Raw genomic sequence first — 26,720 nt, forward strand, 5'->3', positions numbered from 1 at the left:
GTAAATGTTTATAACCTCATCCCATCACAATCGTAAAAAATCATTAAATAGTGCAATTCCCATTATTACCATTAATAAAACCAAACCAGCACGAAGAAAACGCTCTTGTGCTTTATCTGATAGGGCTTTTCCTCTTATCTTTTCGATAAACAGAAACATAAGATGCCCACCATCTAACATAGGTAATGGAACAAGATTGATAACTCCCAAGCTTATACTAATAAATGCTAGAAAATATAAGTAAGGAGTAAATCCATAACTTGCTGTTTGCCCTGCGCTTTTTGCTATTGTTATTGGTCCGGATAGATGTTTTAAACCAATAACACCTGTTACTAATTGATAAAGTGAACGTACAGTTAACTGAGTTGTTAATGCTGTTTGTCCTAATGCTTTATCAAATCCTTCTAAAAAACCATACTGCGTTATAACTGCATCAGATGTTGGATAAAACCCTGCAACACCTTCACCATTTTTTTGAACTTTTGGTACAAGCTTTAGATAAATATCTTCATTATTTCGATTTATTTTTAAATCAATAGTACCCGCTTTTTTTATTGTATTTGTAAAATCAACCCAATTTGTACATGGATGCTGATTATAGCTGATAATCATATCGCCTACTTTTAAGCCGGCTTGTTCAGCAGCGGAACCAGGTATAATTTTACTCACAATTGGATAAATTTCCAATGTTTTAGGTATAAACCCAAAAGCTGTTATGGCTGAATCTTTTTCAATATCAAAATGCCAATTGCTAATGTTAACCATTTTATGCACTTCCTGATGATTATCATCATTAACTGCATTATCAATATAAGAAAAATCAACCTGAGATTTTCCCATAGCTGAAATCAACGCTAAGTTAACATCATTCCAGCTTTCAACCTTCACATTATTAACTGTTTTTAACTCTGCTCCGGCGGGTACGCCAACTGTCGCCACAGGAGTAGAAGGTATTATATCTCTTATTTTAACAGGATAAGTTGCTACGCCCATTAAAAATATAATCCAATAAATTATCAGCGCTAATATAAAATTAGCGAAAGGCCCGGCAAATACAATTGCTGCTCGTTGCCAAATCTTTTTTTTATCAAAAGCAAATTTTTCACTATTTTCTGATAATTGAGCTGTTCTTCCGTCGAGCATTCTAACATAACCACCAAGCGGAATCATAGCAATTACCAATTCTGTTCCACTTGAAAATTTATGTGACCATAGTTTTTTGCCAAAACCAATGGAAAAACACTCTACTTGAACACCACACATACGGGCAACCAGAAAATGCCCATATTCATGTATGGTCACCAATATACTGATAGTTACAATAAATAACAACAATGACCAAAGCAAAATCAATAACCCTTTATAACAGATACAAAGATAAAGTAGCAAATACAGGAACGGCAGCGGTTAAACTATCTATACGGTCTAAAATTCCACCATGGCCGGGTATAAGGTGCCCACTATCTTTTATTCCCGCTTCTCTTTTAAACATGCTTTCAGTTAAGTCACCCAAAACGGAGACTAGAATGGCGCATAAAGAACTAATCAAAAATAAACTGAATGAAATTTTAAAGAAAAATGAAAAGTAAGCTATAACACAAATTATTGTGGACAAAACTACGCCACCAATGAAGCCTTCGATAGTTTTTCCGGGTGATACTTTTGCCGCTAATTGTCGTTTACCAAAAGTACGACCTGCAAAATAAGCACCAGTATCAGTTGCCCATACTAGCACAAATACATACAGCAACCAAATAGCCCCATGATAAGAGTTAAAAACATAATTAATCGATCGTAATTGAATCATGCCTATAAAAAACGGAACTAAAGTGAAAAACGCAAATAATAACTTTATGACATTACAATCAGACCAATATTGGGTACTTTTAGGATATGTAGCAACCAAGCATAATGCAACTAGCCACCAAATAATCGATAAATACAATATCACTTTATATAGACTCGCTTTAAATGTTAATGAGTCAGGCATAAAATAAAGTACACTGAGCAAAACAATAGCAAATAACGTAAAGATTAACTTTGATTGTTTTTGATCAATATGTAGAAATTGAGTCCACTCCCATGCTGCAAGCCCACAAACCAAAATGATTATGCAGGAAAATACCGATAGTGGTGCAAAAAATAAAATAATGATTACAAGTGGGATAAGCACAAGTGCCGCTAAAATACGGTGAATTAGCATGTATGATCCTCATTACGAACGCCACCAAAACGCCGTTCTCTATTGTTAAATTTGTTGATCGCCTCATCAAATAAGGTCTGAGTAAAGTCAGGCCATAATACATCTGTAAAATAGAATTCAGAATAAGCAATCTGCCATAATAAGAAATTACTTATTCGATATTCGCCACCGGTACGTATAACTAAATCGACATCAGGAAACTCACTCATGCTCATAGCAGAATTAAAATGATCTTCTGTAATATCATCTACACTGATTTTACCTTCTACCACTTGCGTTGCCATTTTTTTAGCTGATTGCAGTATATCCCACCGGCCGCCATAGTTAGCTGCGATATTAAGTACCAAACCGGAGTTATCTTTGGTTAACTGCTGAGCTTTAATAATCATATTTTGTAGCTCATCATTAAAACGTGAGATATCACCAATGATATTCAACCGCACATTATGACTGTTGAGTTTTTTGATTTCTCGATTTAAAGCATAGATAAAAAGCGCAAGTAACGCCGAAACTTCTTTTTCCGGGCGTTTCCAATTTTCACTGCTAAAAGCATACAAAGTCAGTACTTTTATATTGATACTTGCCGCATACATAACAATTTTTCGCACCGCTTTTAAGCCTGCTCGATGACCAATAGTTCGTAATTGATTACGTTGTTGAGCCCAGCGACCATTACCATCCATAATTATAGCCACATGACTTGGAATACATCGTTCTTTTGTCATGTAATATCTCGTAATATATCATTCATTGTTCAAATTATGTTTTATTAATGTCGATTCGACTAACGGGTACCATAAACGACAATTGTTTTGCCATGGGCAGATATTAAGTGCTGATCTTCCAGCATTTTCAATATTCGCCCAACGGTTTCACGGGAACAACCAACAATTTGCCCAATTTCCTGACGGGTGATTTTAATCTGCATTCCATCGGGATGAGTCATTGCATCCGGTTGCTTAGCTAAGTTTAATAAAGTCTGTGCTATGCGTCCAGCAACATCTAAAAAAGCTAAGTTACTTACTTTTTCAGAGGTCACCTGCAATCGGCTGGCCATTTGGCTGGCTAAACGCATCAGGATATCGGGATTGACTTGAACAAGTTGTTTAAACTTTTTGTATGAAATTTCGGCAACCTCACAGCTGGTTTTTGCTTTCACCCAAGCTGTTCGCTCAGTTCCTTCTTCAAAGAGACCAAGTTCACCAAGAAATTGATTTTGGTTTAAATAAGACAAAATCATTTCATTGCCGTCATCATCTTTAATTAATACAGCAACAGATCCTTTTAAAATATAATAGAGAGTTTCGGCTTTTTCTCCTTGATGAATGAGGGTGCTTTTAGCAGGATATTTATGAATATGGCAATGAGATAAAAACCATTCTAATGTCGTATCCGTTTGCTGTTTACCAATCATTATGCCATCCTCTCCATTTTACTGACTTCTTGCACACTATAACAAAGTTACACAATAAATTATATAATAATATACAATCATTTTAAGTCGTTATCTGACAAGTTTGATATCAATTGTTTGATGAAGTTCAGACCAAAAAATTGCCGCTCTGCCATCTACCAACTGTTGCTTAACATCATTAACTTTATCTTGTAGGGATTTTTCTTCTAACCCATAATCAGTCCCTTCACGTAACACAAAGTATTGTATAAGATTATTTAGAGTTTCAGGTTCAAGATCCTGCCAAGAAATTTTCATCATTGATTGAATTAAGTTAAATTTTCACTATTTTATAACATAAGATGAGCAATAAAAAGGGTGAGTTTACGTTGAATAATCAGGCTGAAATAACAAATGTAAAATTTATGATCAAACATAGGTTTAAGGGTTAAAATGATAAAACGTTTATTATTTATGTTAAACAAGATACCTTAACACTAATTCTTATTAAAAATAATATAATCGTAAAAAAACCACTCTTTCGAGTGGTTTTTAATTTCACAACATGATTTAAAATTATAAACCAGTAGCTTTAAGATTGAATCCTTGCGCACCAGCTTGATAACCATTAGTTGATGTTGCATAAATGGTGTTGTTCTTACCACCAGCAGGATCACCTAATAAGATTGTATCGCCATTAGCTCCTGATACACCTTGAGTTGCAGTTAATGCGTCATTAGATGCAGTTACACCAGCATAAGTACCGCTTAATGTCCATGTTATAGTATAGTTAGCTGTTTTTTCTGATTCACCATTATTTGGTAATTCATCACCATTATCATCGTTCCATACTACAGCAGCAAATCTTTCGCCGTATTTAGGTGCTGGAGCGCCAGCAACGGTATAGTTAACACTTCTATCTATATTACCACTAGCATCGGTTTTAAAGATACCTAACTTAGTATCATTGCCTTCGATAGGACCTGTACCGTTGTTAGCATCGTCAGTATCACCCGGACCGAATGGACCACCGGTAACAGTGTCTAACTCTACTTTATTATCTTGATGATCAGGAGCTGTATTGGCCCAAATATCGTTTACATATAACCATTCGTTTGCATCTGGTAAACCATAGGTAGTTTTTTCTTGAAGACGGTAACCAACTACTTCAGCACCGGCAAACTCACTAGTAATTTGGAAAGAAATCTCACCTGCTTCACCAGAATTATTTGTAGAAAAAGTTACGTTATTAACTTTATCCCAAGTAGCGCTAGTTCTATCTTTTTTGATATAAACTTCAAGTGTCGCTTTTACTGCTTCAGAGGTATCTTCATCACCATCGACATCATGTAAATCATATTTAACATGAACCCAGTCGCCCACTTTAACTTTATTTTTATTGCCATTAGTAGAACCAACAGGGTTAGCGCCAGCTTGGTCAGTAGTTACACGAAGGGTCATGGTATGATCATTTTGAGTACCCTTAGAATACATTACAGGCTTATTACCTTGGATAGAGCTTGATGCAGTACCTTCTACGGCATAAGCACTACTTGCTGTAAAACCAGCGATAAATAAGCCTAATGCCACTTTTTTAATTGTTAGATTTTTCATGTTTAACTTCCTATTTTTCTTTAAATTAACATGTTGTATTTATATAAATACACCATTTTCGGGTGTTCCCTATTAGGTTACCTAAGTATTTGATGTACCAGGTAACCGAAACTTATTATTAATTAACGCTAACTTGCAATTTAAACCCTTGGTCGCCAGCACATGCCGGTAGCGAGGTATTAATTGGAGTCCAATCTATGTATGATGGTGCCCCATTAACTGCACTAATACTTGTTCCGGATGAAGCATAACTATTCATGTTAAGGCTTCTAATTGTATAGTGAGCATTTATCCCCATACCTACGTTAAACCATGGACCGGTAGGATTATCAATTGCGTTTGGTAGTGCAGCTGTTGTTGCATTCCCCGGACAAGCAGAACTATTATCATCAACCAAAGACCACACTACAAAAGGATCAGTGATTTCAGTTGTACCATCTACACTATAAGCTTTGACATAGTATTCATTGCCAACTTTCCATTCATTTGGACCACTTGGTTCAAATTGAAGGGTATTACCAACGGTGCTCGCAACTAATACGCCGTCACTACGATAAACTTTAATTAAACCAGCTTGGCCACCAGCAAAGTCTACAGACGCTTTATTAAATGATGTACCATATTGATCCAATGCAACTGTAAAATCTACGACGCCAACAAAATTGGATGCAACGTCAATGGTGTAAGTATCACCTAATGCTTCAGCACCTGCGGCAGTCGAAGCTTTATCAGAAATCTTACCGCCCTTCTTAACTTGTTCAAATGATTTAACAATAATACAAGGCTCTTTTGACGGACAAGAATTTACATTGCCTGAAGTACCATCAATCAAGTTTACTTTCTTACCGTTACTTGTAGCTGTCCATAAATTTAAAACTGATGACTGGAATGTTTTACCAATTTTTTGCATCAATAAAGCATCACTGAAACCGTCAAAATCATCTGCTAAGCTCCAACTTCTTGTCGCACCGGATTTAGGTTTTACTAAACTAGCTAATAACGTTACGCTATTATGTCCATCAGCATCCTGATTAATTAGTGAAGTTGGATTACCTGTTTGATCTATCGCCCATACACCAACTTTACGAAGCTCAGGGTTAGGTAATACCTCAAACGAAACTGAATTAGATGTTGCTGTTTTACCACGGCTATCCGTTACCGTTACCGATAATGAATATTTACCATTAGTTCTAACCGGATGACGGTCACCATTATCATCTAAATAGTTAGGCGCAGTAATTTTCCAGTTATCAAGTTCAGCCGGTGGATTTGCCCATGTAGAAGTTGTACAAATTCCTACATTAGAACATAAGAAACCGCCTCCGGCATCAATGTCTAACATATCGCCTGACCATGTTAATTTAGATAAGCCTTTAACATTATGAGCACCAATTGTGACACCATAGCTATGTCCTTCAATCAATTGAACTGCTTCAAGCCCTAAATCAACTGTCATTTTCTTGTCTTTATATTCAAGAACAATGTAGTTATTACGATCGACTAAATCATAACGGCTACCTTTTAAGGAGCGTGCAAGTTGAACCATATCAGGATCAAGTTGGTCTTTCAGTGGCACGCCAATACGATAATCAAGTGTTAACTGCGCATTAGTAGCTTTTTTACTATCTTGACCATGCTTGTGTTCCGCTTTAATTGTAAAAAGAGGAACTGGCGTATAATCAACACCAAAAGTTAAAGCACTCGGATTTTTTTGTAGATTATCTTTACCAAATAGCGCAACTTTATCACCAAAGTATTTTTCATACATAAGTGAACCACCTAAATGTGGATACTGAGGTAAATAGCCTTGGAAACGGACATCATAACCTTTCGCTGCTCTTTCTAAGTAATCATCAAAATCTTTGGAATCTTTCCAATCAGATAGTGGATGATAATAGTTCACCGCTAACTTCATGTAATCACTCCAAGCTTCGGCACCAATACCTAAACGATTGTGCGAACGTTGGAAATCATGATCTAAAAATACGTTATAGCCAAGTAACCATTTATTATCTGCCACATCCCAACGTTGACCGATACCAAAGTTACCTATACGTCGATTGTGTTCATATTCCTGAAATGACAACTGAGTAAAGATTAATGTACTGTCAGTATCATACCAAGGACTAAACAATTTAAGATTAACGTTATCGAAGCTGCCTTTATCACTTAAGTTAAATTGTAATTGAGCTTTACCAAAACGACCTAAGAAGTCTTGTACAGTATTGCGTACCGGATCGACAACTTGATTTTTAACGCCATTACGAATGTAATCTTCGGCGTATTGTTTACCTTTATTTCTTAAATGGCCTGATAAACCACCATTTTCTGCAGAAGTAATTGATTTCCAATCTTGTGATGCTAACGTTTGTAACGTTGAAGCGATTTGAGTTGCAAGCGCATCTTTATTTTGCTTAGGATCATAGTTATCATCAGAACCTAGACTAGGTAGATTTTCATACTTATCTATTTTATTACTGTTTGTAGTAAGTGCAGGTAAAACTTGTGAGTTTTCAGGTAGAACTAAAAGTTCACCAACTTCAACAACATCTTTTTTATCAAATCGACCAGCATTCATTTCTCGCAACTCAGAAACAGAAATGCCACTTATAAGTGCGATTTGATATAAGCTACGTTGTTCATTATTGATCATCTCACGAGCTTTTACGCCGTTTTTCAATTCAAACACTTTATTACTATCAACAGTATTTGACGACACTTTGGTATCCACTGCATTAGCAACTGATTGCCAACCCAACGCGGCAATAACAAGTGCTGATATTACTGTAAAATTAAGATTCTTTCTCATCTTAATTATTCCTTATATTCCACTGACAAGCGTATGAAACAAAACTTTTAATTCTGATACCGCATCGTCGTTATTAGTTGTGATTTTTAAAAATATTACCAAAATAGTTTATTGTTTTTAATATTACTATTTTTTGTTCTTTAAATTTCTTTACAAAAGTAATTAAAGTTACGGAAATTTTATTACAAAAAAGTCATTTAGCAAAATATTTTATTAGTTTTTTTTAACATTTTTGTAAAGATATTTTTTATCTTTAATTATCAATATGTTATAAAACAGAAAAAAACAAAAAAAGTAACAGTTTTGAGTAATTTATTGAAAATAATGACATTAACAATAACATCAAAAGAGAAAAAATTGAAAAAAATGTCATGTTAATTGTCATTTAGGTAAAAAAAAACTTGAAATTGATACTTCAAGTTTTTTTCCATGTTTGCTGTTCGATATCAAGACAATTAAAGTCATTGTTCTTCGTTATAAATTTCCAGATTTTCAGACTCTTTAAAGGTAGGCGAATTTTTGATTGTACTTCTTTGCTGTTCTAAAGAAGAAAAATAACGGCTATCAATTCCTTCCGTAATATATTTACCATCAAATACTGAACACTCAAAATGTTCAATTTTCGGGTTTTCTTGTCTAATTGCATCAATTAAATCAGTGAGATCTTGAAAAATAAGTTTATCAGCACCAATGTCATGAGCGATTTCATCAACTGTTCGATTATAGGCAATAAGTTCACTTGCTATTGGCATATCAATACCATAAACATTTGGATGTCTGATTTCCGGCGCAGCGGAAGCTAAATAAACTTTTTTGGCACCCACTGAACGCACCATTTCTAAAATTTTTTCCGAAGTAGTTCCCCGCACAATGGAATCATCGACTAACAGAACATTTTTACCTTCAAACTCAATACGATTAGCATTGAGTTTTCTTCTAACCGATAGTTTGCGGGCGCTTTGACCCGGCATAATAAATGTTCGACCAATATAACGATTTTTAACAAATCCTTGCCGATAAGGTTTATTTAATATTCTTGCGATTTCTAAAGCTGCATCACAGGAAGTTTCGGGAATAGGAATAACAACATCGATATCAATATCTTTCCACTCTCTGGCAATTTTTTGTCCCAGCTTTTGCCCCATTGAAATGCGAGATTGGTAAACCGATACCCCATTCATTAATGAATCAGGTCTGGCAAAATAGACATATTCAAATATACATGGATAGTATTGAGGATTATCAGCACATTGTTGAGCGTAAAGTTGGCCATCTTGAGTAATGTAAATCGCCTCACCGGGCTCGACATCTCGCATAAACTCAAAGTCAAGAATATCGAGTGCAACACTTTCCGATGCAACCATATATTCAACCTTTTGATTTTCAACCACCCTTTTACCAATCACTAATGGACGGATGCCATAAGGATCACGAAATGCGACTAAACCATGTCCAATAATCATTGCAACACATGCATAAGCACCTTTTATAATATTATGCAAATTATGTATTGCTGTGAAAATATTATCTGCACTGAGTGGATAAGTGGGAAACTTATCTAGCTCGCTGGCAAAAACATTAAGTAAAACTTCTGAATCTGAATTGGTATTGATATGACGTCTGGCAAGTTCGAATACTTTATCACGCAGTTGATCAGTATTAGTTAAATTACCATTGTGAGCCAGCGCAATGCCGTAAGGGGAGTTGACATAAAATGGCTGGGCTTCAGAGGGACTGGAGCTACCAGCAGTCGGATAACGAATATGCCCAATACCTAATTTGCCTTGTAAACGCTGCATATGATGTTCTTGAAACACATCTTTAACTAAACCATTTGCTTTGCGCAGGCGAAAACGATTTTGCTCATCGATAGTCACAATACCGGCCGCATCTTGCCCCCGATGTTGTAAAACCGTCAGGGCATCATAAATTGATTGATTAACAGTGCTACATCCTACAATACCTACCACACCACACATACGATGCTCCCTAAGACTTACTGTACTAAAAATGAAGACGATTGTTGGATAAAATCAAAAAACCACCGAATAATAAAATGGAAGTGTGGAATTAATTGTGATTGAGTCCAATATGGTGATTGGGATAAAGGCGTAAAGGTATCGACAAAAAAGAGTACTGCCGCTACCACTAAAATGCCACGCAAAACCCCAAAACAGATACCTAACACACGATCAGTTCCCGACAGTCCGGTTTTTTGAACTAATTGAGCGATGATATAAGAAACAATCCCACATACAATTAATGTCGCAACAAAGAGAATAGCAATTGCCACCGCAATACGGATAATATCGCTTTCAAAAAAGGTGAGATAGCCAGTAATATAGACATAAAAACGGCTAGCAATAAAAAACGCTAAAACCCAACTGATTAATGATAATGCTTCACGAACAAAGCCCCGCACTATACTAATCAAAGCGGAAAAAACAATCACACCGATAATCGTAAAATCAACCCAATTCATCATAATAACTCACAATTTTATTTAAATAATTTTTATTTTAATTACAGTCAATACCCATAATGGGTATCAGAAAATTTTAATTAGGGACAATAATACCTTTTAACTTTGTTAAATTATTTAAGCTACTAATGACTTGCTCTGCTTGTTCTTTTTTAGCATAAGGCCCCACTTGTAGTTTAATCAACTGATTTGGTTCGGGATTTTTAGGTATTACTATTACGTTATAATTATTAAGTCTTAATAAAGCAACTAACTCTTCAATTTTTTGTCTATTTTTAAGCGCAGTTAGTTGTATCATGTACGGTTTAACTTCTTGCTCAGTCGAAGTTGTAGTCGATGTTGCTGTAGAAGAATCGGTATTATCATCGGTAATATCAGACGGCGGTATTGAGTTGAGATTTTGGTCTGAATCCGGCGTGTATGACACATCATAATTATTAGTCACATTATTATCGGTAAATGTCACTTCTTGATTCTGCTGATTGACAACTTCGGGCTGTAATATTGGGATAGTTGAAGTGTGTTGATTCGATTTATCTGTAATAATTAACGGCGCAACCGCTGCAATTATAAGCAGTAATGTTGCAAAACCCACAAGCTGATTTCTAATTTTATTTTGATTGCTGTTATTGTTTTTTTGATTTTTAGTCATAATAAAAGTCACTTAACAGTCAAATTCAGCTAAAACATCTGATACAGTATAGAATGAACCACAAACAACAATAATATCATCTTCTTGTGCATCTTGCACCGCCTTTTGATAAGCATCAATGACGGTATCAAACGTCAAAATATTGTGCTCATGATTGTTTAATAAATAGTGTTTCAATACTTCAGCCTTACAACCTCGCTCACCATAAAGTGATGCACAATACCAATTATCGCCATTTAATACCGCTAAAGTACTTTTGATATCTTTATCTTTAAGCATACCAATAACAAACCGTACTTTACCTGCTATTGCTCGCTCTTTTTTCAGATTCGCTAGCTGTTTAGCTAAGTAACTTGCGGCATGTGGATTGTGGGCGACATCTACAATCACAAGTGGCGAATTTTGGATAATCTGAAATCGCCCCGTTAAACTAGCATCAGCAAGACCTTGTGATATTGCTTCTTGAGTAATGTTAATAGAGGAATAAGTTAATGCCGCCACCGCTGTTGCAGCGTTTGCTAAAGGAACGTTGGGCATAGGGAGATGTTGATATTGTTTGACTGGGGAGTCAAATTGCCACAAGTTTTTATCGATCTGCTTGTAACGCCACTCTTGATTTACTCGATAATATGGACAGTTTACTGATTTTGCAACATCTAAAATTGATGCCGGTATGTCCGGCTCGCCAATAATAGCAATGCTATTTGATTTAAAGATCCCTGCTTTCTCACGCCCAATACTTTCACGATTGTCACCTAAATAATCGGTGTGATCAATATCGATTGAGGTGATAACAGCCACATTCGCATCGACAATGTTGGTTGCATCAAGCCGACCACCAAGGCCAACTTCTAAAATGGCAACATCGAGTTTAGCTTGTTTAAACTGATAAAGTGCCGCTAACGTACCATATTCAAAGTAAGTTAACGAAATATCCCCACGTGCTTTTTCAATTTCAATAAATGCATTAATGGTATCTTGATCTTTTGACTCGTGATTATTTATCCGAACTCGTTCAGTAAAACGCAACAAATGCGGTGAGCTATAAACACCAACTTTTAAATTAGCGTTTAGCAGCATCATTTCAAGCGTGCGACAGGTCGTACCTTTGCCATTGGTGCCGGCAACGGTAAATACATAAGGAGCAGGTTGCAACAATTCAAGCCGCTTTGCGACAGTTTTAACCCGTTCAAGTCCAAGTTCAATTGTTGCCGGATGCAATTGCTCTAAATAACAAAGCCATGTCTTAAGATCTGACATGGCATCTGGTTTTTTATGTTGTTGCATGCTCAATTAATCTGTCTCGTAATTGCTGACATCGTTAAAAGGATTAGGCAATTTCATTAATTTTGCCAGTAAGCTAGCAATTTTCGGTCGCATATCTTTGCGATGAATAATCATATCAATTGCGCCTTTTTCAAGCAAAAACTCACTGCGTTGAAAGCCTTCTGGTAACGTTTCACGAACAGTTTGTTGAATAACTCGAGGACCAGCAAAACCGATTAACGCTTTAGGCTCGGCAATATTGATATCACCAAGCATAGCAAGGCTTGCTGAAACCCCACCCATGGTAGGGTCAGTCATTACTGAAATATAAGGTAACCCTTCATCTTGCATTTTGGCCAAAATAGCACTGGTTTTTGCCATTTGCATTAAAGAAAATAGCGCTTCTTGCATTCTTGCCCCACCACTGGTGGAAAAACAAATTAACGGACATTTATCTTCAATTGCTTGCTCAGCCGCTCGAGTAAATAATGCCCCCACAACAGATGACATTGAACCACCAATAAAAGCAAATTCAAAACAGGCAACAACAACCGGAATACCGTGTAATGTACCTTTCATTACGACCATCGCTTCTTTTTCGTGTGTCTCTTTTTGAGCGGCAGTTAAGCGATCTTTATATTTTTTAGTATCTTTAAATTTTAAGATATCTTTTGGTGAAAGTTCAGAACCGATTTCAACATCAGACCCTTCATCTAAAAATCGATACAACCGCACACGGGCAGGTATATGCATATGGTGATCACATTTAGGGCATACTTCTAAATTACGGTCTAATTCCGCTTGATAAATAATTTGTTCACAATTACTACATTTAGTCCAAACACCACCTGGAATATTCGCCTTTTTATGATCTGACGATATGTTATTTTTACTTAGAATTTTTTCAATCCAGCTCATTATGATTCTCTCATTCTGGTACGCTTTATAAATATCAGCGTATTGTATAATAATTTGTACTAATTCTTAATAGTTGTTTTTGTTTTTATCCCATTTTGTCAAAAACTTTCAGAAATAGTATACGTTTAAGCAAAAAAATATTTTAAATTTACTAAAATAATAAGGATTTATAAATAATTTAAAATCCCACTTTGGTAAATAATAAAATATAATTAATATGACCTTAAAAAATTATTGGTATATAATTAGTTTAAATTATTTTTTCCATTTTTTTAGAAATAAGGGGTTATAGATGGACAAGGAAAAATCAGCCGCACCTACGTTTCAAGATGTACTTGAATACATTCGTTTATCACGTCGTTTAAATAAATTAAAACGTGAAATTTCCGATAACGAGAAAAAAATACGTGACAACCAAAAACGAGTGTTATTACTTGAAAACTTAAGTGATTATATTAAACCTGATATGACTTACGACGAACTTCAAGCGATTATTGCCAATATGAAAAGCGATTATGATGATCGTGTTGATGATTATATTATCAAAAATGCTGAAATTTCTAAAGAACGCCGCGATATCAGCAAAAAAATGCGCAGTTACCGATCAAACTAATTTGATCAAGTTAACTCCCACTTTCAAATTAAATAGTGGGAGTTTTTAATATAAAATCTTATCAGCCCCCGGCTAACTTCACTTTAAATCCTTTATCTTCAAGTAGTGTCTTTAATAATTCCCGTTTATCGCCTTGAATTTCTATCGAGCCTTCCTTTACCGATCCACCGCATCCGCAACGCTTTTTGAGTTCAGCAGCCAATTGCATTAATTGGCTATCGTCTAAATCAAAGCCTGATATGACACACACACCTTTACCTTTTCGACCAGAGGTTTGGCGTTGAATTCGAATAACACCATCGCCTTTTGGTCGAGTCGGAGCTGCTTTACTGGGGGTAACTCTACCTTGCTCGGTTGAATAAACAATTGGATTTTCAGACATAATTAACTTAACTCTTACTTAAATCAAGTGTTGATAAAATAGCATGTAATGCTTTAGTTGGATCTTCGGCTTGAGTGATAGGGCGTCCAATCACTAAATAATCAGAACCGGCAGCTTGCGCACGCTGTGGCGTCATGATTCGGCGTTGATCATCGGGATTAGAGCCTGCTGGTCTGATACCGGGTGTGACGAGTTTGAAATCACTGCCCAAGCGAGTCCTAAAACTTTGCACTTCTTTAGCTGAACATACAACGCCATCGAGCCCACAATTTTTAGCCAGAGACGCCAATCTTGTCGCTTGCTCTAATGGAGATACATTAATCCCTATCTCTTGAAGATCGGCAGATTCCATACTGGTTAATACCGTTACAGCGATTAACAATGGCGCATCTTTACCATAGGAATTAAGCGCATCTTTTGCTGCCGTCATCATTCTTGAACCACCGCTAGCATGAACATTAGTCATCCAAACGCCTAAATCAGCCGCTGCTGCAACTGCTTTTGCAACAGTATTTGGAATATCATGAAATTTGAGATCTAAGAAAATATCAAAACCTTTATGTTTAATCTGTTTGATAAAATCGGGACCTGCATGAGTAAACAGCTCTTTACCGATTTTAAGACGACAATCTTTTGGATCAACTTGATTAATAAAATTCCATGCCGATTTAACATCTGAAAAATCTACCGCAACGATAATTGGAGATGACATAACCTATATTTTCCTTCTTAAGCTTAAATTACTTATTCTTTCTAACAAATTCATTTAAATCAGTATAAAAAATCTGGGCGCTCTTTTTATACCCTTTTAAGGTTTGATGAACTAAATCTGGACGAGCAAGCCCCTGCTGGCGCCACTTCTTAACAGCATTTTCACCGCCCATAGCGAGTTGCCAATTCCAAAATAGTGTCTTTTCCGATTTAGCAACCTGTTTTTGAATATCCATGACCGTTTTAAACGATTTTGGATAATCATTATCATTCACCATGGTGTCCGGAGGAGACATTAATAAGATTGCAGCGCCTGGAAGCGATTTGCGAATTTGGCGAATACTGCTTATCAAGTTTTGGCGATAAGCATCGGCATCTAATGTTTCATCAAAACTCTCATTAGTGCCGTACTCAATGATGACTAAATCACTATTAGAAGAGGCTAATTGTTTTAACCAACTTGCTCCCCATTTTTGCCAAATTGTCTGTTTGGCACCATTCGAGGCGATCGCCGAAACAACAACGCCGGATTGTTTATTGCGAGTTAACCATATTCCAGCCAATTCTACATTATGTTGGCCTTTAATGACTATTGGCAGTTTAGAAATTATTGACGAAGTTTGCCACACATTGATTTTTGGTGAATCAGTCAAATTGATTTTCTTATCATTCACATCATAAACACTTAGCGTATTGTCCGTATTTTTGGTCTTTTTAAATGTTAATTTAACCTGCCAATCTGAATTGGTTGCCGTTTTTGGGGTAATTTTAATCGTTGCGGAATCTTTTGTTGGTACGGCAATAAAACCGCCGATTGGAAAATCAGGGTTACTCATAGTACGGCTATTTAAAACTTCCCAATTTTTAGTATTCCAACTGACTGCGACATGATTTTGACCTTTTATAGCAACAGGCGGTATCCAACCAATACCGGCATTTCCATATTTTTTTTGCATCAACGTTCTAAATTCACCGGTAAAAAAGTCAGCAGCAGTATGTGAATCGCCGATTTGGGTGATGTTAACGACCTGATTGCTTTTCTTATTTTTTATTAATGAATTTAATCGCATCGACAATTTTTTCGCATTAGGATCACCAAAATCAACAACGCTCGATACAGTACTAGTCTTGCTTTCTGCCACACTACAACCAACGGCGATAGTGACAGCAATAACTGTAATAATAAATTTAAAAAATCTAATCACTATGGTTATCCTCTAATAATTTGAAAGTGATTTTATCCATAATTGCCTTGGCCAGAATTTTTTGGCCTGTCGGAGTAAAATGAATTCCGTCATCAGTCCTGACTTTAATTTTTTTATTTTCAGACTCAATAAAACTATTGTAATTTGTATAGGTACAACCCAATAAATTATTAGTAGTTAAAAAATGTTGCTGTGCTTTTTTAAGTTCAGATATATATAACGTATTAAGGTAAACCATACCATCATTTAATTTTGATTTACTCATACAAGGTGCTGCAAGCCAAAGCACTTGAACATCATGCTCTCTGGCACTATTGAGAATGCTGGCAATACGTAAACGATATTGCTCTTCCCATAATTCAGATTTGAATTTAGCATATTTACTGTAACCTTTAACCGGAAAGTCCCAAGAATCATTGGCACCTAAAAAAACCACAAGTAATTTGATAGAAGGATCGTTAGCTAAATTAATTTTGATTGTTTCGGGCCAATCAAAGGCCTTAGGGTAAGAAAGTCCTGTACTTTGTTTACTCAAATTAATGCTTTCTATTTTATATTCTTTAAAAAGCATTTTTTTAACATATGGTGCAACCCCTTGCATTAATGAATCACCAGCAAAAAATACTTTATCATTTTCAGTCAATACAATGGGTAACGGCTCATTATTTAAAGCACTAGTGTGCAAATGAGTTACCGGCACTTTTGGTGAATCGAGTTGCTTAATCTCATCTAAAGTAAAAAATTGCTCTAACGGGTCTAATTTATTAGAATTCTGATTCTTTAATGACGAGCCTGATGATGACTCATCTTTAGGTTGATTGACCTCTTCAACTTTCACGGCTTGTAAAGGGGTATTGCCCAATTTTGCATTAGATTGAGATTTATTGAGCGACGATAAATCAATTTTAGACGATTTAGCCGTTCCGATATCGACATCAGGTTGCTGGATGACTGGTAGATTACCGTCACTTTGGTTAACCCCTTGAATATTCGATTTTTCTGATATCCCATTTTGTATCATTTGTTCTGATTTTTCTCGTCTATGTGCTGCTTGTTGCCGTAATTCCTGTTCCCGTAACTCTTGTCCCAGTAATTCTTGTTCCGGTTTTAGTTCTTCCGGATCGATTTCCTGAACAAGGCTTTGTGAATTGACTAAATCAAAATGATATGTTTGCTGCCAATAAATAAGCACTGATTTATAATAAATGATTATTAATGCTATAGCAGTCACCAATAGCAATACAAAAACATACCAAGCGGACAATGTTCTTTGGGTATATGCAGTAGCATAATCGAGTTGGCTTGTGTTTTTATTTTGAACAAAAACGTCGTCTGCCAACGAATCATGACATTGCTGTAAAATATTTAACTCATCTTCCGGGTCATTTTTTGAAATTAATTTTTTACATTTCATATTAATTAAACGTCATACTCAAAAGTTAGCATAAATGAAGTTTGGTACACCAGAAGGTGCAAAATAAATAATTAGCCACAATACATAAATAATCACGAAAGGCAAAAAGTACTTATTGATATTGCTAATGTTCCATGCAAACCAATTGGGAATATCTTTAACTATCGGATAGATTAAAAATAATATACAGAAGCATAAAAATGGTTCCACATAATGTGATTCAATCAAAAAATTTTGAGATAATGCTGTCAAATAATCTGATGCATCAAGCAGACTTTCACAATTAAAAAATATCCAAGCGAAGCATACATAATGAAAGGTAAATAGCCTTGCTATTATCGGTAAGCGCTGCGATAACCAATTTCTTCCAAATAAACGGTCCCCAATATTAAGCGCCACAATACCCAGCCCATGGCATCCACCCCAAATGATAAAATTAATCCCGGCACCATGCCATAAACCTGATAATAACATAGCTAACATGACATTAATTTGAGTACGACTAAAACCTCGACGACTGCCACCTAGTGGAATATAAATATAATCCCGAATCCAATGAGATAAACTAATATGCCAGCGATCCCAAAAATCCCTCAAATTTAGCGCCAGATAAGGAAAATTAAAATTAATGGGTAAGCGAAAGCCCAATAACAACGCAATGCCCGTCACTAGATCCGTATAGCCCGAAAAATTGAGATAGATTTGCACGGCATAAGCATAAAGCCCGACTAACAAATCAATGAAGCTAAATTCTAACGGATTGGCAAATATAGGATTGACCCAATGTTCACTTATTAAACCACCTAAACAATAAACTTTTAGTACCGCTAGCATGATCAACGTAAATGCTCGATAAGGCTCTAATATTTCACGAGGATGAGTAATCGCAATTTGCGGCAAAAAGTCTTTAGCTCGATTAATCGGACCGGCAATCACACTAGGGAAAAAAGATAAAAATAAGGCAAAATCCCAGAATTTAGCGATCGGAATCTCTTTACGTTTTACTGATACCAAATAGCTTATTGAATGAAAAGTATAAAACGAGATACCGATAGGGATTACGACAGTTATAACCGGTAATAATACGGTTAAATCAAGAAAATTTAACAGTGCTTGTAGTTCATAGCGAAAGAAATCAAAATATTTAAATAACGCCAGATTAATAATCGATACGCATAATCCCAATATTAACCAAAATTTGGCATGGCGTTTTGAGGCGTTTATCAGCAAAGCGAATAGATAGATAACACAAGTATAACTAAATAAAATCAGTGCAAATTGCCAACTATAACTAGCAACAATAACGTAACTAAAGACCAATAGCAGCATATTTTGTACTTTAGGTAATAAGCTGCAAGCCCAATAAAAGGCAAAAAAAGCGACAAACAATATCCCGAATTCAATAGATAAATAACTCACCGCTATTCCTTTTTACTTAAACATAGTCTATTTCTGAAACTTTTTCACAGCATTATTTGTTATCACCACTGCAAATAAGTTCAGATTGTGCCAACACATTGTAGATTATTAATTCTTTATTTAGCCCGGTTATTGTCAACAACTGGTTTCTTGCTTGTAACCAAATTTGATAAAGTGCAGATATCTCTTGATGACTTTTGGTTGCTAACAATCTGACGAGTGGAACTTGATCACGATTAACAATAAACCGTCCTACTTTTTGTTTAGCTTTTAATGCATCACTTAATAAGGCACAAAACCAGATAATTCTCTCTAAAAAAGCTTCGTTATCAATAGTTTTTGCTAATTGCCAAAAATCGTTTTGTGCAATGACTGCTGATAAATTTTCACAAAACGCTTTCCGTTGTAGCCACTTCTCTTGATCGAGTAAAGCTAAGGCTGTTAACGGCGCATTTTCGCTCAATAAAAGCGCAGAGGCAAGCTCATTATCGCTATAATGTTGACAATGCTGCTTTTTTAACCATTTAACTGAATCATCTAATTCCGGTACCGGTAAAAAGTAGGAAAAACAACGACTATATATGGTCGGTAACAAGTGACTGTTATGATCATCACTCAAGATAAAATAAGTGTTTTGCGGTGGCTCTTCTAATGTTTTGAGTAAAGCATTAGCCGCCGCTTCTGTCATCAAAGCAGCGTGTTTAACCCAAATCACTTTATTACCACCTTGCTGTGATTTTTCGTAAACTTTGGATGTGATACTACGAACTTGATCAATGCCAATTGACTGTTTACCTTGCTCATTAGTCAAAACATAATAATCCGGGTGATGATGCGATAAAAACAGTTGGCAACTATGGCATTTTAAACAGGGTTCAAGTTGCGATGAAGCTTGACACAACAAACGGTTAGCCAACATTTGTACAAGTTCATCTTCGCCACTTCCTTGAATATAATTGATGAGTAAAGCATGGTGGGCACGGTTATGTAAAATCGCTTGAGCCAATTGCTGATAAGGCGATATTAACCATGGATAATCATTGAAAATCATTGCGTAATAACCTGCGTTGCTAACCATGAAGTTAAAATAGTTTGAATTTGCATAGTGACATCATCAATCGATTTAGTGGCATCGATAACAGCAATGGTACTATCTTGCTGTGCAAGCGCTAAGTAGCGATCTCGTATTCGCTCAAAAAATGGCAAAGATTGCTGTTCAATACGATCAAGTTCACCTCGTGATCTTGCCCGCATTAAACCAATTTGCGGCTCCACATCTAAATATAAAGTAAGATCAGGTTTGAAATCACCTAGCACTTGTGTTTTTAACGTTTCAATAAATACCTTATCTAACTGACGACCACCACCTTGATAAGCTTGAGTTGATAAATCGTGCCGATCACCAATCACCCACCGCCCGGCTTTCAGTGCAGGTTTAATTACATTATCAATCAATTGGATTCGAGCAGCATATAACATGAGTAATTCAGCCTTATCCGTTAATGGCTCATGATCTAAACCATTTTTGATAATATTGCGCAGCGCTTCAGCAATTGGCGTTCCGCCAGGCTCGCGTGTGAACTGCAAATCACAAATATTATTTTGATTTAAAATAGTTGCTACCGTCCTAATTGCGGTTGTTTTACCTGCACCTTCAAGACCTTCGATGACAATAAATTTTCCTGTCATACTTATTTCCTAAACTGTTGATGATGAATCTACGTTGAATATCGCAATATTGTACGCTATTTTTCCCTATTATTTTAGCCAGTAATGTAATTACTTTTATCCAGCAAAAGATAACATCAATTAAAAAGCAAAAAAGCACATACCAGCCTTAACATTATTTGATTATACTCATCCATGTCATGATTAACGCTTGACGCACATTATGCCAATCCTTAGATCACTAAAACCCCTATCATGTACTGCTTTAGATTAGCGACAAAAACATGCTTTACCTCTATAATTAGATTTAAAATAAATTCAATAAGCAAAACTATTGCCATAACCAATACCAATTGAGAAATTTATGAATCAAACCAATAATAATCAAAATTTAAATAATCAAAGTAGCGATACTTATTTTGGTGAACTGCAATCAAACACAAAACCACCATTGTTAATTTCGATTCTAATAAAACTTAGGCCGTTTTCAATGATTTGGGTAAGTATGGTGTTAATGTATGGGGTAATTTGTATGTATACCAATGGCCTTGGACAAGACGAGTTTTACCGTTTTATCTTTTTTTTACGTAGCCCATTAGCCGTTATAATAAATTGCCTTGCTCTTTTCGTTATGCTCTTTCATTGTTTAAGCTGGTTTAACTTGTTACCCAATGCTATTTTTTCGCCAAGTCATCATAATAAAGCTAAAATCTATCTAATAACATTGGGTTTATGGTTAATAATGATTGCGATATCGGCCTGCCTATTATGGTTAGTTTTAAAATAAAGTGGTATTAAATCAATGACAACAAAAAAAGAACATTCAAAACAAAAAACGGGTAAAGTAATCAAAGGGTTATATATTGTAGGTAGTACTTGGGCAGCGATTTTTTCACCAATTGTACTGGTCATTTTAGCCTTTATCATTCCATTTGGTGATGCAATTACACGCTCCTATATTCTTAAATTGGCAAATACTCAAGCGGGTAAAATATTTCTATTTCTAACCATTTCATTACCAATTTGGTTTGCATTACAACAGATTTTAACGCTATTACATCAATATAATATCTACCCTAAACGAGAAAAAGGATTAACTTACCTCTTAGCCTTAGCATGGACAATACATGCTATTTACGTTTTGTTTGTGCGATTATAGTTCGCACATTTAAGCATAATAAAGACAAAAGCGTTAACTTTATGTTAACGCTTGTTTTAAAACATGATTAATAATAAGTAATTGTTCTGACAGTAGTGAGTTGGTTTACATTTTGAAGACTTACCGTTGCGTGGAGCCAATCATTTTTATCATTAAGCCCTGAAAATTCAGTTATTACAGTACCGTATTTGGCGTCAGCTGATGATGTATTTAATTTTATTTCTTTTAACCGCTGAAGATGATCAAAGAGATATGAATAGTGATCCATACGGCTTGTTCTACCGGTACTGTTATAGGAAACGTCTCTTAGATGTTGGTTTTCATAAGTAAAAGTATAAGTAGAATCGCCTTTTGGGCTGTCCACGTTATTGTTATGTTTTATTTCAACGTCTTCAATTTTCCATGTTATTTGTTTTCTCACTAAGCAGTTATTATTATCAAATTGGTAACTATCATTTTGGCTAAAAACAAAATCATCCGATTTTTTAATTTGTTCAGACTCAATAATTTTACCTTGTGCATCAACTTTAAAATTGATAATCGTATGTGTCTTATCAGATTGGTTTTCGATAATAGTTTGCCAACCAAAATCCTTATTTTGTAAACTTTCAGTATAATCAAGCTGATTGTTTTTTAAATAGAGGTCATATTGGCTTTGAGTGAATAAACCCTTTTCATCATAATCAATGATTTGTTTAGCCATTAATCCATTATTATATTGCAAAGTTCGAGTCTCTTGCTTAATGCCTTTAGCTGGAGTATCGATAAAATCATCGACTTTTAAAATATAGTTGTTTGCTAGAACCACATTTTGTGAAGGATTATCAGTACACATCAACGCCAAAACATCCATTGATGTTATAGATAAACATGTTGCGAATAAAATAGATTTTATTTTTTTTTGCATACTAACCTACTTAGTTGATCGTTATATTAACTTTATAGAACTAACCCTTTATCATTATTTAACATTACTGCTTTCTCATTAACAGTGCATCGGCCCAGTTAATGGCTGAGACTTTCGTTGATTCTGTTTTGTTATCATCTGATTGATCATCATTTTCAATCTTATCCCCATGAATTAGGGTTTTACTCACTTTTCGTGGCGGCTTGTCCAAAAATGAAAGCAGCATCTTGGTATAGTCAGATTCTGGCGAAGAGAAGATCTGCTCACGCGATCCTTGTTCAATAATTTCGCCATCTTTCATCACCACCACTTGATGACATATTGAGTAAACTAAGGCTAAATCATGACTAATAAACAAGTAGCTTAGCTGGTACTTTTCTTGCAATGATTTGAGCAAATTAATAATTTGCTTTTGTATAGAATGATCTAATGATGACGTTGGTTCATCTAAAATTAATAATTCCGGTTGTAAAATCAGTGCTCTGGCAATAGCAATACGTTGCCGCTGCCCTCCTGAGAACTCCGTTGGGTAACGAAAACGCATCTGCGGATCTAGCCCAACTTCTTGCATAATATCAATCACGGCTTGTTCAATTTCACTTTTAGTTAATTTCTTATGAGCCGTTAACCCTTCGCTAATTATTTGCTCAACATTAAACCGAGGATTGAGAGACGAGAACGGGTCTTGAAAAACAACTTGAATACGACTGCGAAAAGGCAGTAATTTTTTACCGGTCAAATTATGGATAGGGTAACTATCAAATAAAATATCACCTTGAGATTTAATCAGTCGCAACACGGCCAAAGCTGTCGTGGTTTTTCCGGAGCCAGACTCACCGACAATTCCAACTGTTTCGCCTTGATGTACCGCAAAACCGATGTTGTTGACAATTTTCTTTTTTTGACTGGTAAATAACTGTTTTTTGGTAACAACTTCAACATCCAAATGGTTGACATTAAGCAAGATACCCGGCGTTTCAGGCAACGGAACGGGGTCACCACTTGGCTGAGAATTTAGCAATGTTTGAGTATATTCATGTTTAGGTCGTAAAAAGATACGATGCTTATTGTTATATTCAACAATTTCACCATGTTGCATCACAGCAACTTTATCAGCTAATTTTTTAACAATGCCTAGATTATGTGAAATAAACAACATGCTCATGTTGAGTTCATTTTTTAGATCTTTAAGTAGCTGAATAATTTGTGCCTGTACTGAAACATCTAATGCGGTTGTTGGCTCATCGGCAATTAACAATTTAGGATGAGTTAATATTGCCATTGCAATCATGACACGTTGTCTTTCGCCACCGGATAGCTGATGAGGATAAGATGAAAGTTTACTTTTAGCATCTTTAATACCTACCCTGTCAAGATATTGTAATATTTCCGAACGAGCGACATTTCGACTCATTCCACGATGTAACGCCAGTACCTCATAAAGCTGCTTCTCAACAGTATGTAATGGATTAAGTGAGACCATAGGCTCCTGAAAAATCATACTGATTTGATTACCACGAATTTTACGTAGCTGTTTTTCTGGCGCGTTCAATAATGATTGCGCTTCAAATCTGATATCGCCGGTTGGATAAGTCACCTGCTCTTTACGCAATAAACGTAATATCGACAATGCGGTAACACTTTTACCGGAGCCGGACTCGCCAACTAATGCTAATGTTTCTTGCTCATGAATATCAAAACTGACCTTTTTGACAACTTCAGATTCAATGCGTGAACCACGTTTGAAGGCAATGCTTAAATCATGGACGGATAATAAAGGAGAACTCATTAGCACACTCCTTTGTTTGGATCGAACGCATCTCTTACTGCTTCACCAATAAAGATTAATAGTGAAAGCAAAGTTGCAATAATTAAAAAAGAACTGATACCTAGCCACGGAGCTTGTAGGTTATTTTTGCCTTGTAACAGTAATCGCCCTAGTGACGGTGAATCGATAGGTAAACCAAAGCCTAAAAAATCGAGCGAAGTTAACGTCGTAATCGCCCCACATAAAATAAACGGTAAATACGTTAATGTTGCCACCATAGCATTAGGTAAAATATGGCGAAACATAATTTTTCTATCGCTTACGCCCAATGCTTTAGCCGCACGGACATAATCAAAATTACGCGTCCGTAAAAATTCAGTACGCACCACGCCCGATAATGACATCCAACCAAATAAAACGGTTATGCCTAATAACCACCAGAAATTAAGGGGTAAAATACTGGCCAATAAAATAATCATAAACATTTGTGGCAATCCACTCCAGATCTCAATAAATCTTTGTCCGAGTAAATCAATCTTACCCCCGTAATAACCTTGAATGGCGCCAATCACAATTGCAATAATTGAGGTTATCGCCGTTAAAAAAATGGCAAACAGCATTGAGAGGCGAAAACCGTATAACATATTAGCAAACACATCAAAACCGGCATCTGTCGTTCCCAGTAAATGAGCGCTGGAAGGCGGTGTTGGGAATGTCCTTTGTGTATCATAAATTAAGGTATTGTAGCTAAAACGAAAAGGCGGCCACAAAATCCAACCGTTATCCTCAATTCGTTTTTGGACAGTCGGATCTAAGTAATTAGTTTGTGTCTCAAATTGCCCCCCGAATGTGGTTTCGGGATAAAAATGAAAAATTGGCGAATAATAGTTATTTTGATATTTAATAAAAATCGGCCGATCATTCACAATAAAATCTGAAAATAGACTGATTAAAAATAACAAGGCAAATAACAAAAATGAGTAATAACCACGACGATTTTGTTTAAATCGTTGCCAACGTTGTCGATTAATAGAATAGTTGTTGGTCATTAGTTGCGTGCCTCAAAGTCAATACGGGGATCAATAATCATATAAGATAAATCAGATATTAATTTAGTAAGAAGTCCAATTAAGGTAAAAATATAGAGTGAACCAAAGATCACCGGATAATCACGCTGTAAAATGGCTTCATAACCTAATAACCCAAGCCCATTAAGCGAGAAAATAATCTCAATTAATAACGAACCGGTAAATAAAATTCCAACAAAAGTAGCCGGAAAACTCGAAACAATCAGTAAAGTTGCATTACGAAAAACATGACGGTATAAAATTTTCCTTTCAGTTAATCCTTTTGCCCGAGCAGTAAGAACATACTGTTTGCGTATTTCATCTAAGAATGAATTTTTGGTCAACATGGTCAAAGAAGCAAATCCTCCGACAACCATGGCAACCGTCGGTAAACAGATATGCCATGCGTAATCTTTCACTTTGCCCCAAAAATCAAGTTGATCAAAATTGTTTGAAATCAGCCCTCTTAGTGGGAATATATCCCAATAACTGCCACCGGCAAAAAGCACAATCAATAAAATCGCTAATAAAAAAGAGGGAATAGCATAACCAATAATAATTAATGTGCTAGACCAAAAATCAAACGCCGAGCCATCTTTTACCGCTTTACGAATACCTAAAGGAATTGAAATAATATAAACAATTATCGTACTCCAAAGCCCAAGTGAAATAGAAACAGGTAAGCTTTTAATAATCAAACCAACCACAGATTCACTTTTAAAAAAACTATCACCAAAATCGAATAAGATATATTTTTTCAACGTCTCAATATAGCGTTCTAATATCGGTTTATCAAAGCCATATTGCTTTTCAATCATCGCAATCACTTGCGGATCAAGCCCACGAGCACCGCGATAATTCGATTCGTTTTTAGGTTGCTGTGATTGAATCGACGCACTATTTCCGGAAGATAGTAACCCTTGTCCGGACTGTGGTCCCATTTCGATTAAAGCTAAAGCTTGATCAACCGGCCCACCCGGCGCAATTTGTACAATAAAAAAGTTAATTGTTAAAATAACAAACAGTGTTGGAATAATCAGTAATAATCTTCGGATTAAATAATTTAGCAT

The 26,720-nt window shown here is 35.7% G+C and carries 26 protein-coding genes; 3 read left to right on the top strand and 23 right to left on the bottom strand.

The features are described 5' to 3' along the window. Nucleotides 1-24 precede the first annotated feature (24 nt). The 12 genes from rseP to accD form a co-directional block, all read right to left on the bottom strand. Nucleotides 25-1,347: an RIP metalloprotease RseP gene (rseP, locus tag GYM74_RS10140; RefSeq protein ID WP_220218097.1), complete on the bottom strand. Its 1,323-nt coding sequence runs from the start codon at nt 1,345-1,347 to the stop codon at nt 25-27. Between the two features lie 13 nt (nt 1,348-1,360). After that, on the bottom strand, nt 1,361-2,203 hold the full coding sequence (locus GYM74_RS10145; RefSeq protein ID WP_220218098.1) for a phosphatidate cytidylyltransferase: 843 nt from the start codon (nt 2,201-2,203) through the stop codon (nt 1,361-1,363). Continuing rightward, entirely contained in the window at nt 2,197-2,928 is a 732-nt protein-coding gene (locus GYM74_RS10150) for an isoprenyl transferase (protein ID WP_220218099.1), read from the bottom strand. The genes GYM74_RS10145 and GYM74_RS10150 overlap by 7 nt, the downstream gene beginning before the upstream one ends. Nucleotides 2,929-2,987: 59 nt before the next feature. Then, nucleotides 2,988-3,620: a cAMP-activated global transcriptional regulator CRP gene (gene crp, locus GYM74_RS10155; protein WP_220219656.1), complete on the bottom strand. Its 633-nt coding sequence runs from the start codon at nt 3,618-3,620 to the stop codon at nt 2,988-2,990. Between the two features lie 87 nt (nt 3,621-3,707). Then, on the bottom strand, nt 3,708-3,914 hold the full coding sequence (locus GYM74_RS10160; protein WP_220219657.1) for a YheU family protein: 207 nt from the start codon (nt 3,912-3,914) through the stop codon (nt 3,708-3,710). A 258-nt stretch (nt 3,915-4,172) separates the two neighbouring features. Continuing rightward, on the bottom strand, nt 4,173-5,210 hold the full coding sequence (locus tag GYM74_RS10165) for a hypothetical protein (protein WP_220218100.1): 1,038 nt from the start codon (nt 5,208-5,210) through the stop codon (nt 4,173-4,175). 118 nt (nt 5,211-5,328) lie between these two features. Next, the gene (locus GYM74_RS10170) at nt 5,329-8,019 is read right to left on the bottom strand and encodes an inverse autotransporter beta domain-containing protein (protein WP_220218101.1); all 2,691 of its coding nucleotides are present in this window, start codon (nt 8,017-8,019) and stop codon (nt 5,329-5,331) included. Between the two features lie 461 nt (nt 8,020-8,480). Further along, a complete protein-coding gene (gene purF, locus GYM74_RS10175; RefSeq protein WP_220218102.1) occupies nt 8,481-9,998 on the bottom strand; it encodes an amidophosphoribosyltransferase in 1,518 nt (505 codons plus the stop codon). Between the two features lie 17 nt (nt 9,999-10,015). Beyond that, a complete protein-coding gene (locus tag GYM74_RS10180; RefSeq protein WP_366518669.1) occupies nt 10,016-10,501 on the bottom strand; it encodes a CvpA family protein in 486 nt (161 codons plus the stop codon). A 76-nt stretch (nt 10,502-10,577) separates the two neighbouring features. After that, entirely contained in the window at nt 10,578-11,153 is a 576-nt protein-coding gene (locus tag GYM74_RS10185; protein WP_220218104.1) for an SPOR domain-containing protein, read from the bottom strand. Nucleotides 11,154-11,165: 12 nt separating this feature from the next. Then, nucleotides 11,166-12,440 carry a bifunctional tetrahydrofolate synthase/dihydrofolate synthase gene (folC, locus tag GYM74_RS10190; protein WP_220218105.1) on the bottom strand — a complete coding sequence of 425 codons (1,275 nt, stop codon included), beginning with the start codon at nt 12,438-12,440 and terminating at the stop codon, nt 11,166-11,168. Between the two features lie 6 nt (nt 12,441-12,446). Then, complete coding sequence (gene accD, locus GYM74_RS10195; RefSeq protein WP_220218106.1) at nt 12,447-13,337, bottom strand: acetyl-CoA carboxylase, carboxyltransferase subunit beta; 891 nt, start codon at nt 13,335-13,337, stop codon at nt 12,447-12,449. A 292-nt stretch (nt 13,338-13,629) separates the two neighbouring features. On the opposite strand from accD, the gene tmaR reads away from it, so the two are divergent. Next, a complete protein-coding gene (gene tmaR, locus GYM74_RS10200) occupies nt 13,630-13,950 on the top strand; it encodes a PTS system regulator TmaR (protein WP_220218107.1) in 321 nt (106 codons plus the stop codon). 61 nt (nt 13,951-14,011) lie between these two features. Here the strand turns inward: tmaR and yciH are convergent, their stop codons facing one another. From yciH to tmk, 7 genes are read right to left on the bottom strand one after another with little or no spacing between them, the layout of a single operon-like run. After that, a complete protein-coding gene (yciH, locus tag GYM74_RS10205; protein WP_220218108.1) occupies nt 14,012-14,332 on the bottom strand; it encodes a stress response translation initiation inhibitor YciH in 321 nt (106 codons plus the stop codon). A gap of 7 nt (nt 14,333-14,339) precedes the next feature. After that, nucleotides 14,340-15,044 (bottom strand): orotidine-5'-phosphate decarboxylase, encoded by a 705-nt coding sequence (pyrF, locus tag GYM74_RS10210; protein ID WP_220218109.1) that lies wholly within the window; start codon nt 15,042-15,044, stop codon nt 14,340-14,342. Between the two features lie 28 nt (nt 15,045-15,072). Continuing rightward, the gene (locus tag GYM74_RS10215; RefSeq protein WP_220218110.1) at nt 15,073-16,248 is read right to left on the bottom strand and encodes an SGNH/GDSL hydrolase family protein; all 1,176 of its coding nucleotides are present in this window, start codon (nt 16,246-16,248) and stop codon (nt 15,073-15,075) included. Beyond that, nucleotides 16,241-17,662 carry a DUF459 domain-containing protein gene (locus GYM74_RS10220; RefSeq protein ID WP_220218111.1) on the bottom strand — a complete coding sequence of 474 codons (1,422 nt, stop codon included), beginning with the start codon at nt 17,660-17,662 and terminating at the stop codon, nt 16,241-16,243. The genes GYM74_RS10215 and GYM74_RS10220 overlap by 8 nt, the downstream gene beginning before the upstream one ends. Nucleotides 17,663-17,680: 18 nt before the next feature. Continuing rightward, a complete protein-coding gene (locus tag GYM74_RS10225) occupies nt 17,681-19,081 on the bottom strand; it encodes an MBOAT family protein (RefSeq protein ID WP_220218112.1) in 1,401 nt (466 codons plus the stop codon). Nucleotides 19,082-19,133: 52 nt separating this feature from the next. After that, nucleotides 19,134-20,132, bottom strand: coding sequence for a DNA polymerase III subunit delta' (gene holB, locus GYM74_RS10230; protein ID WP_220218113.1), 999 nt, complete (start codon nt 20,130-20,132; stop codon nt 19,134-19,136). Further along, on the bottom strand, nt 20,129-20,770 hold the full coding sequence (gene tmk / locus GYM74_RS10235) for a dTMP kinase (RefSeq protein WP_220218114.1): 642 nt from the start codon (nt 20,768-20,770) through the stop codon (nt 20,129-20,131). The genes holB and tmk overlap by 4 nt, the downstream gene beginning before the upstream one ends. 343 nt (nt 20,771-21,113) lie before the next feature. Between tmk and GYM74_RS10240 the strand changes: the two genes are divergently transcribed. After that, nucleotides 21,114-21,536 carry a hypothetical protein gene (locus GYM74_RS10240; RefSeq protein WP_220218115.1) on the top strand — a complete coding sequence of 141 codons (423 nt, stop codon included), beginning with the start codon at nt 21,114-21,116 and terminating at the stop codon, nt 21,534-21,536. A 15-nt stretch (nt 21,537-21,551) separates the two neighbouring features. After that, the gene (gene frdD, locus GYM74_RS10245; RefSeq protein WP_220218116.1) at nt 21,552-21,908 is read left to right on the top strand and encodes a fumarate reductase subunit FrdD; all 357 of its coding nucleotides are present in this window, start codon (nt 21,552-21,554) and stop codon (nt 21,906-21,908) included. A gap of 67 nt (nt 21,909-21,975) precedes the next feature. Here the strand turns inward: frdD and GYM74_RS10250 are convergent, their stop codons facing one another. The 4 genes from GYM74_RS10250 to GYM74_RS10265 form a co-directional block, all read right to left on the bottom strand. Then, complete coding sequence (locus tag GYM74_RS10250) at nt 21,976-22,815, bottom strand: hypothetical protein (RefSeq protein WP_220218117.1); 840 nt, start codon at nt 22,813-22,815, stop codon at nt 21,976-21,978. A gap of 64 nt (nt 22,816-22,879) precedes the next feature. Continuing rightward, nucleotides 22,880-24,604: a microcin C ABC transporter ATP-binding protein YejF gene (gene yejF, locus GYM74_RS10255; protein ID WP_220218118.1), complete on the bottom strand. Its 1,725-nt coding sequence runs from the start codon at nt 24,602-24,604 to the stop codon at nt 22,880-22,882. Then, nucleotides 24,604-25,632: an ABC transporter permease gene (locus tag GYM74_RS10260; protein WP_220218119.1), complete on the bottom strand. Its 1,029-nt coding sequence runs from the start codon at nt 25,630-25,632 to the stop codon at nt 24,604-24,606. The genes yejF and GYM74_RS10260 overlap by 1 nt, the downstream gene beginning before the upstream one ends. Beyond that, entirely contained in the window at nt 25,632-26,720 is a 1,089-nt protein-coding gene (locus GYM74_RS10265) for a microcin C ABC transporter permease YejB (protein WP_220218120.1), read from the bottom strand. The genes GYM74_RS10260 and GYM74_RS10265 overlap by 1 nt, the downstream gene beginning before the upstream one ends.

It is taken from the genome of Gilliamella sp. ESL0405, assembly GCF_019469205.1.
Lineage (GTDB): Bacteria > Pseudomonadota > Gammaproteobacteria > Enterobacterales > Orbaceae > Gilliamella.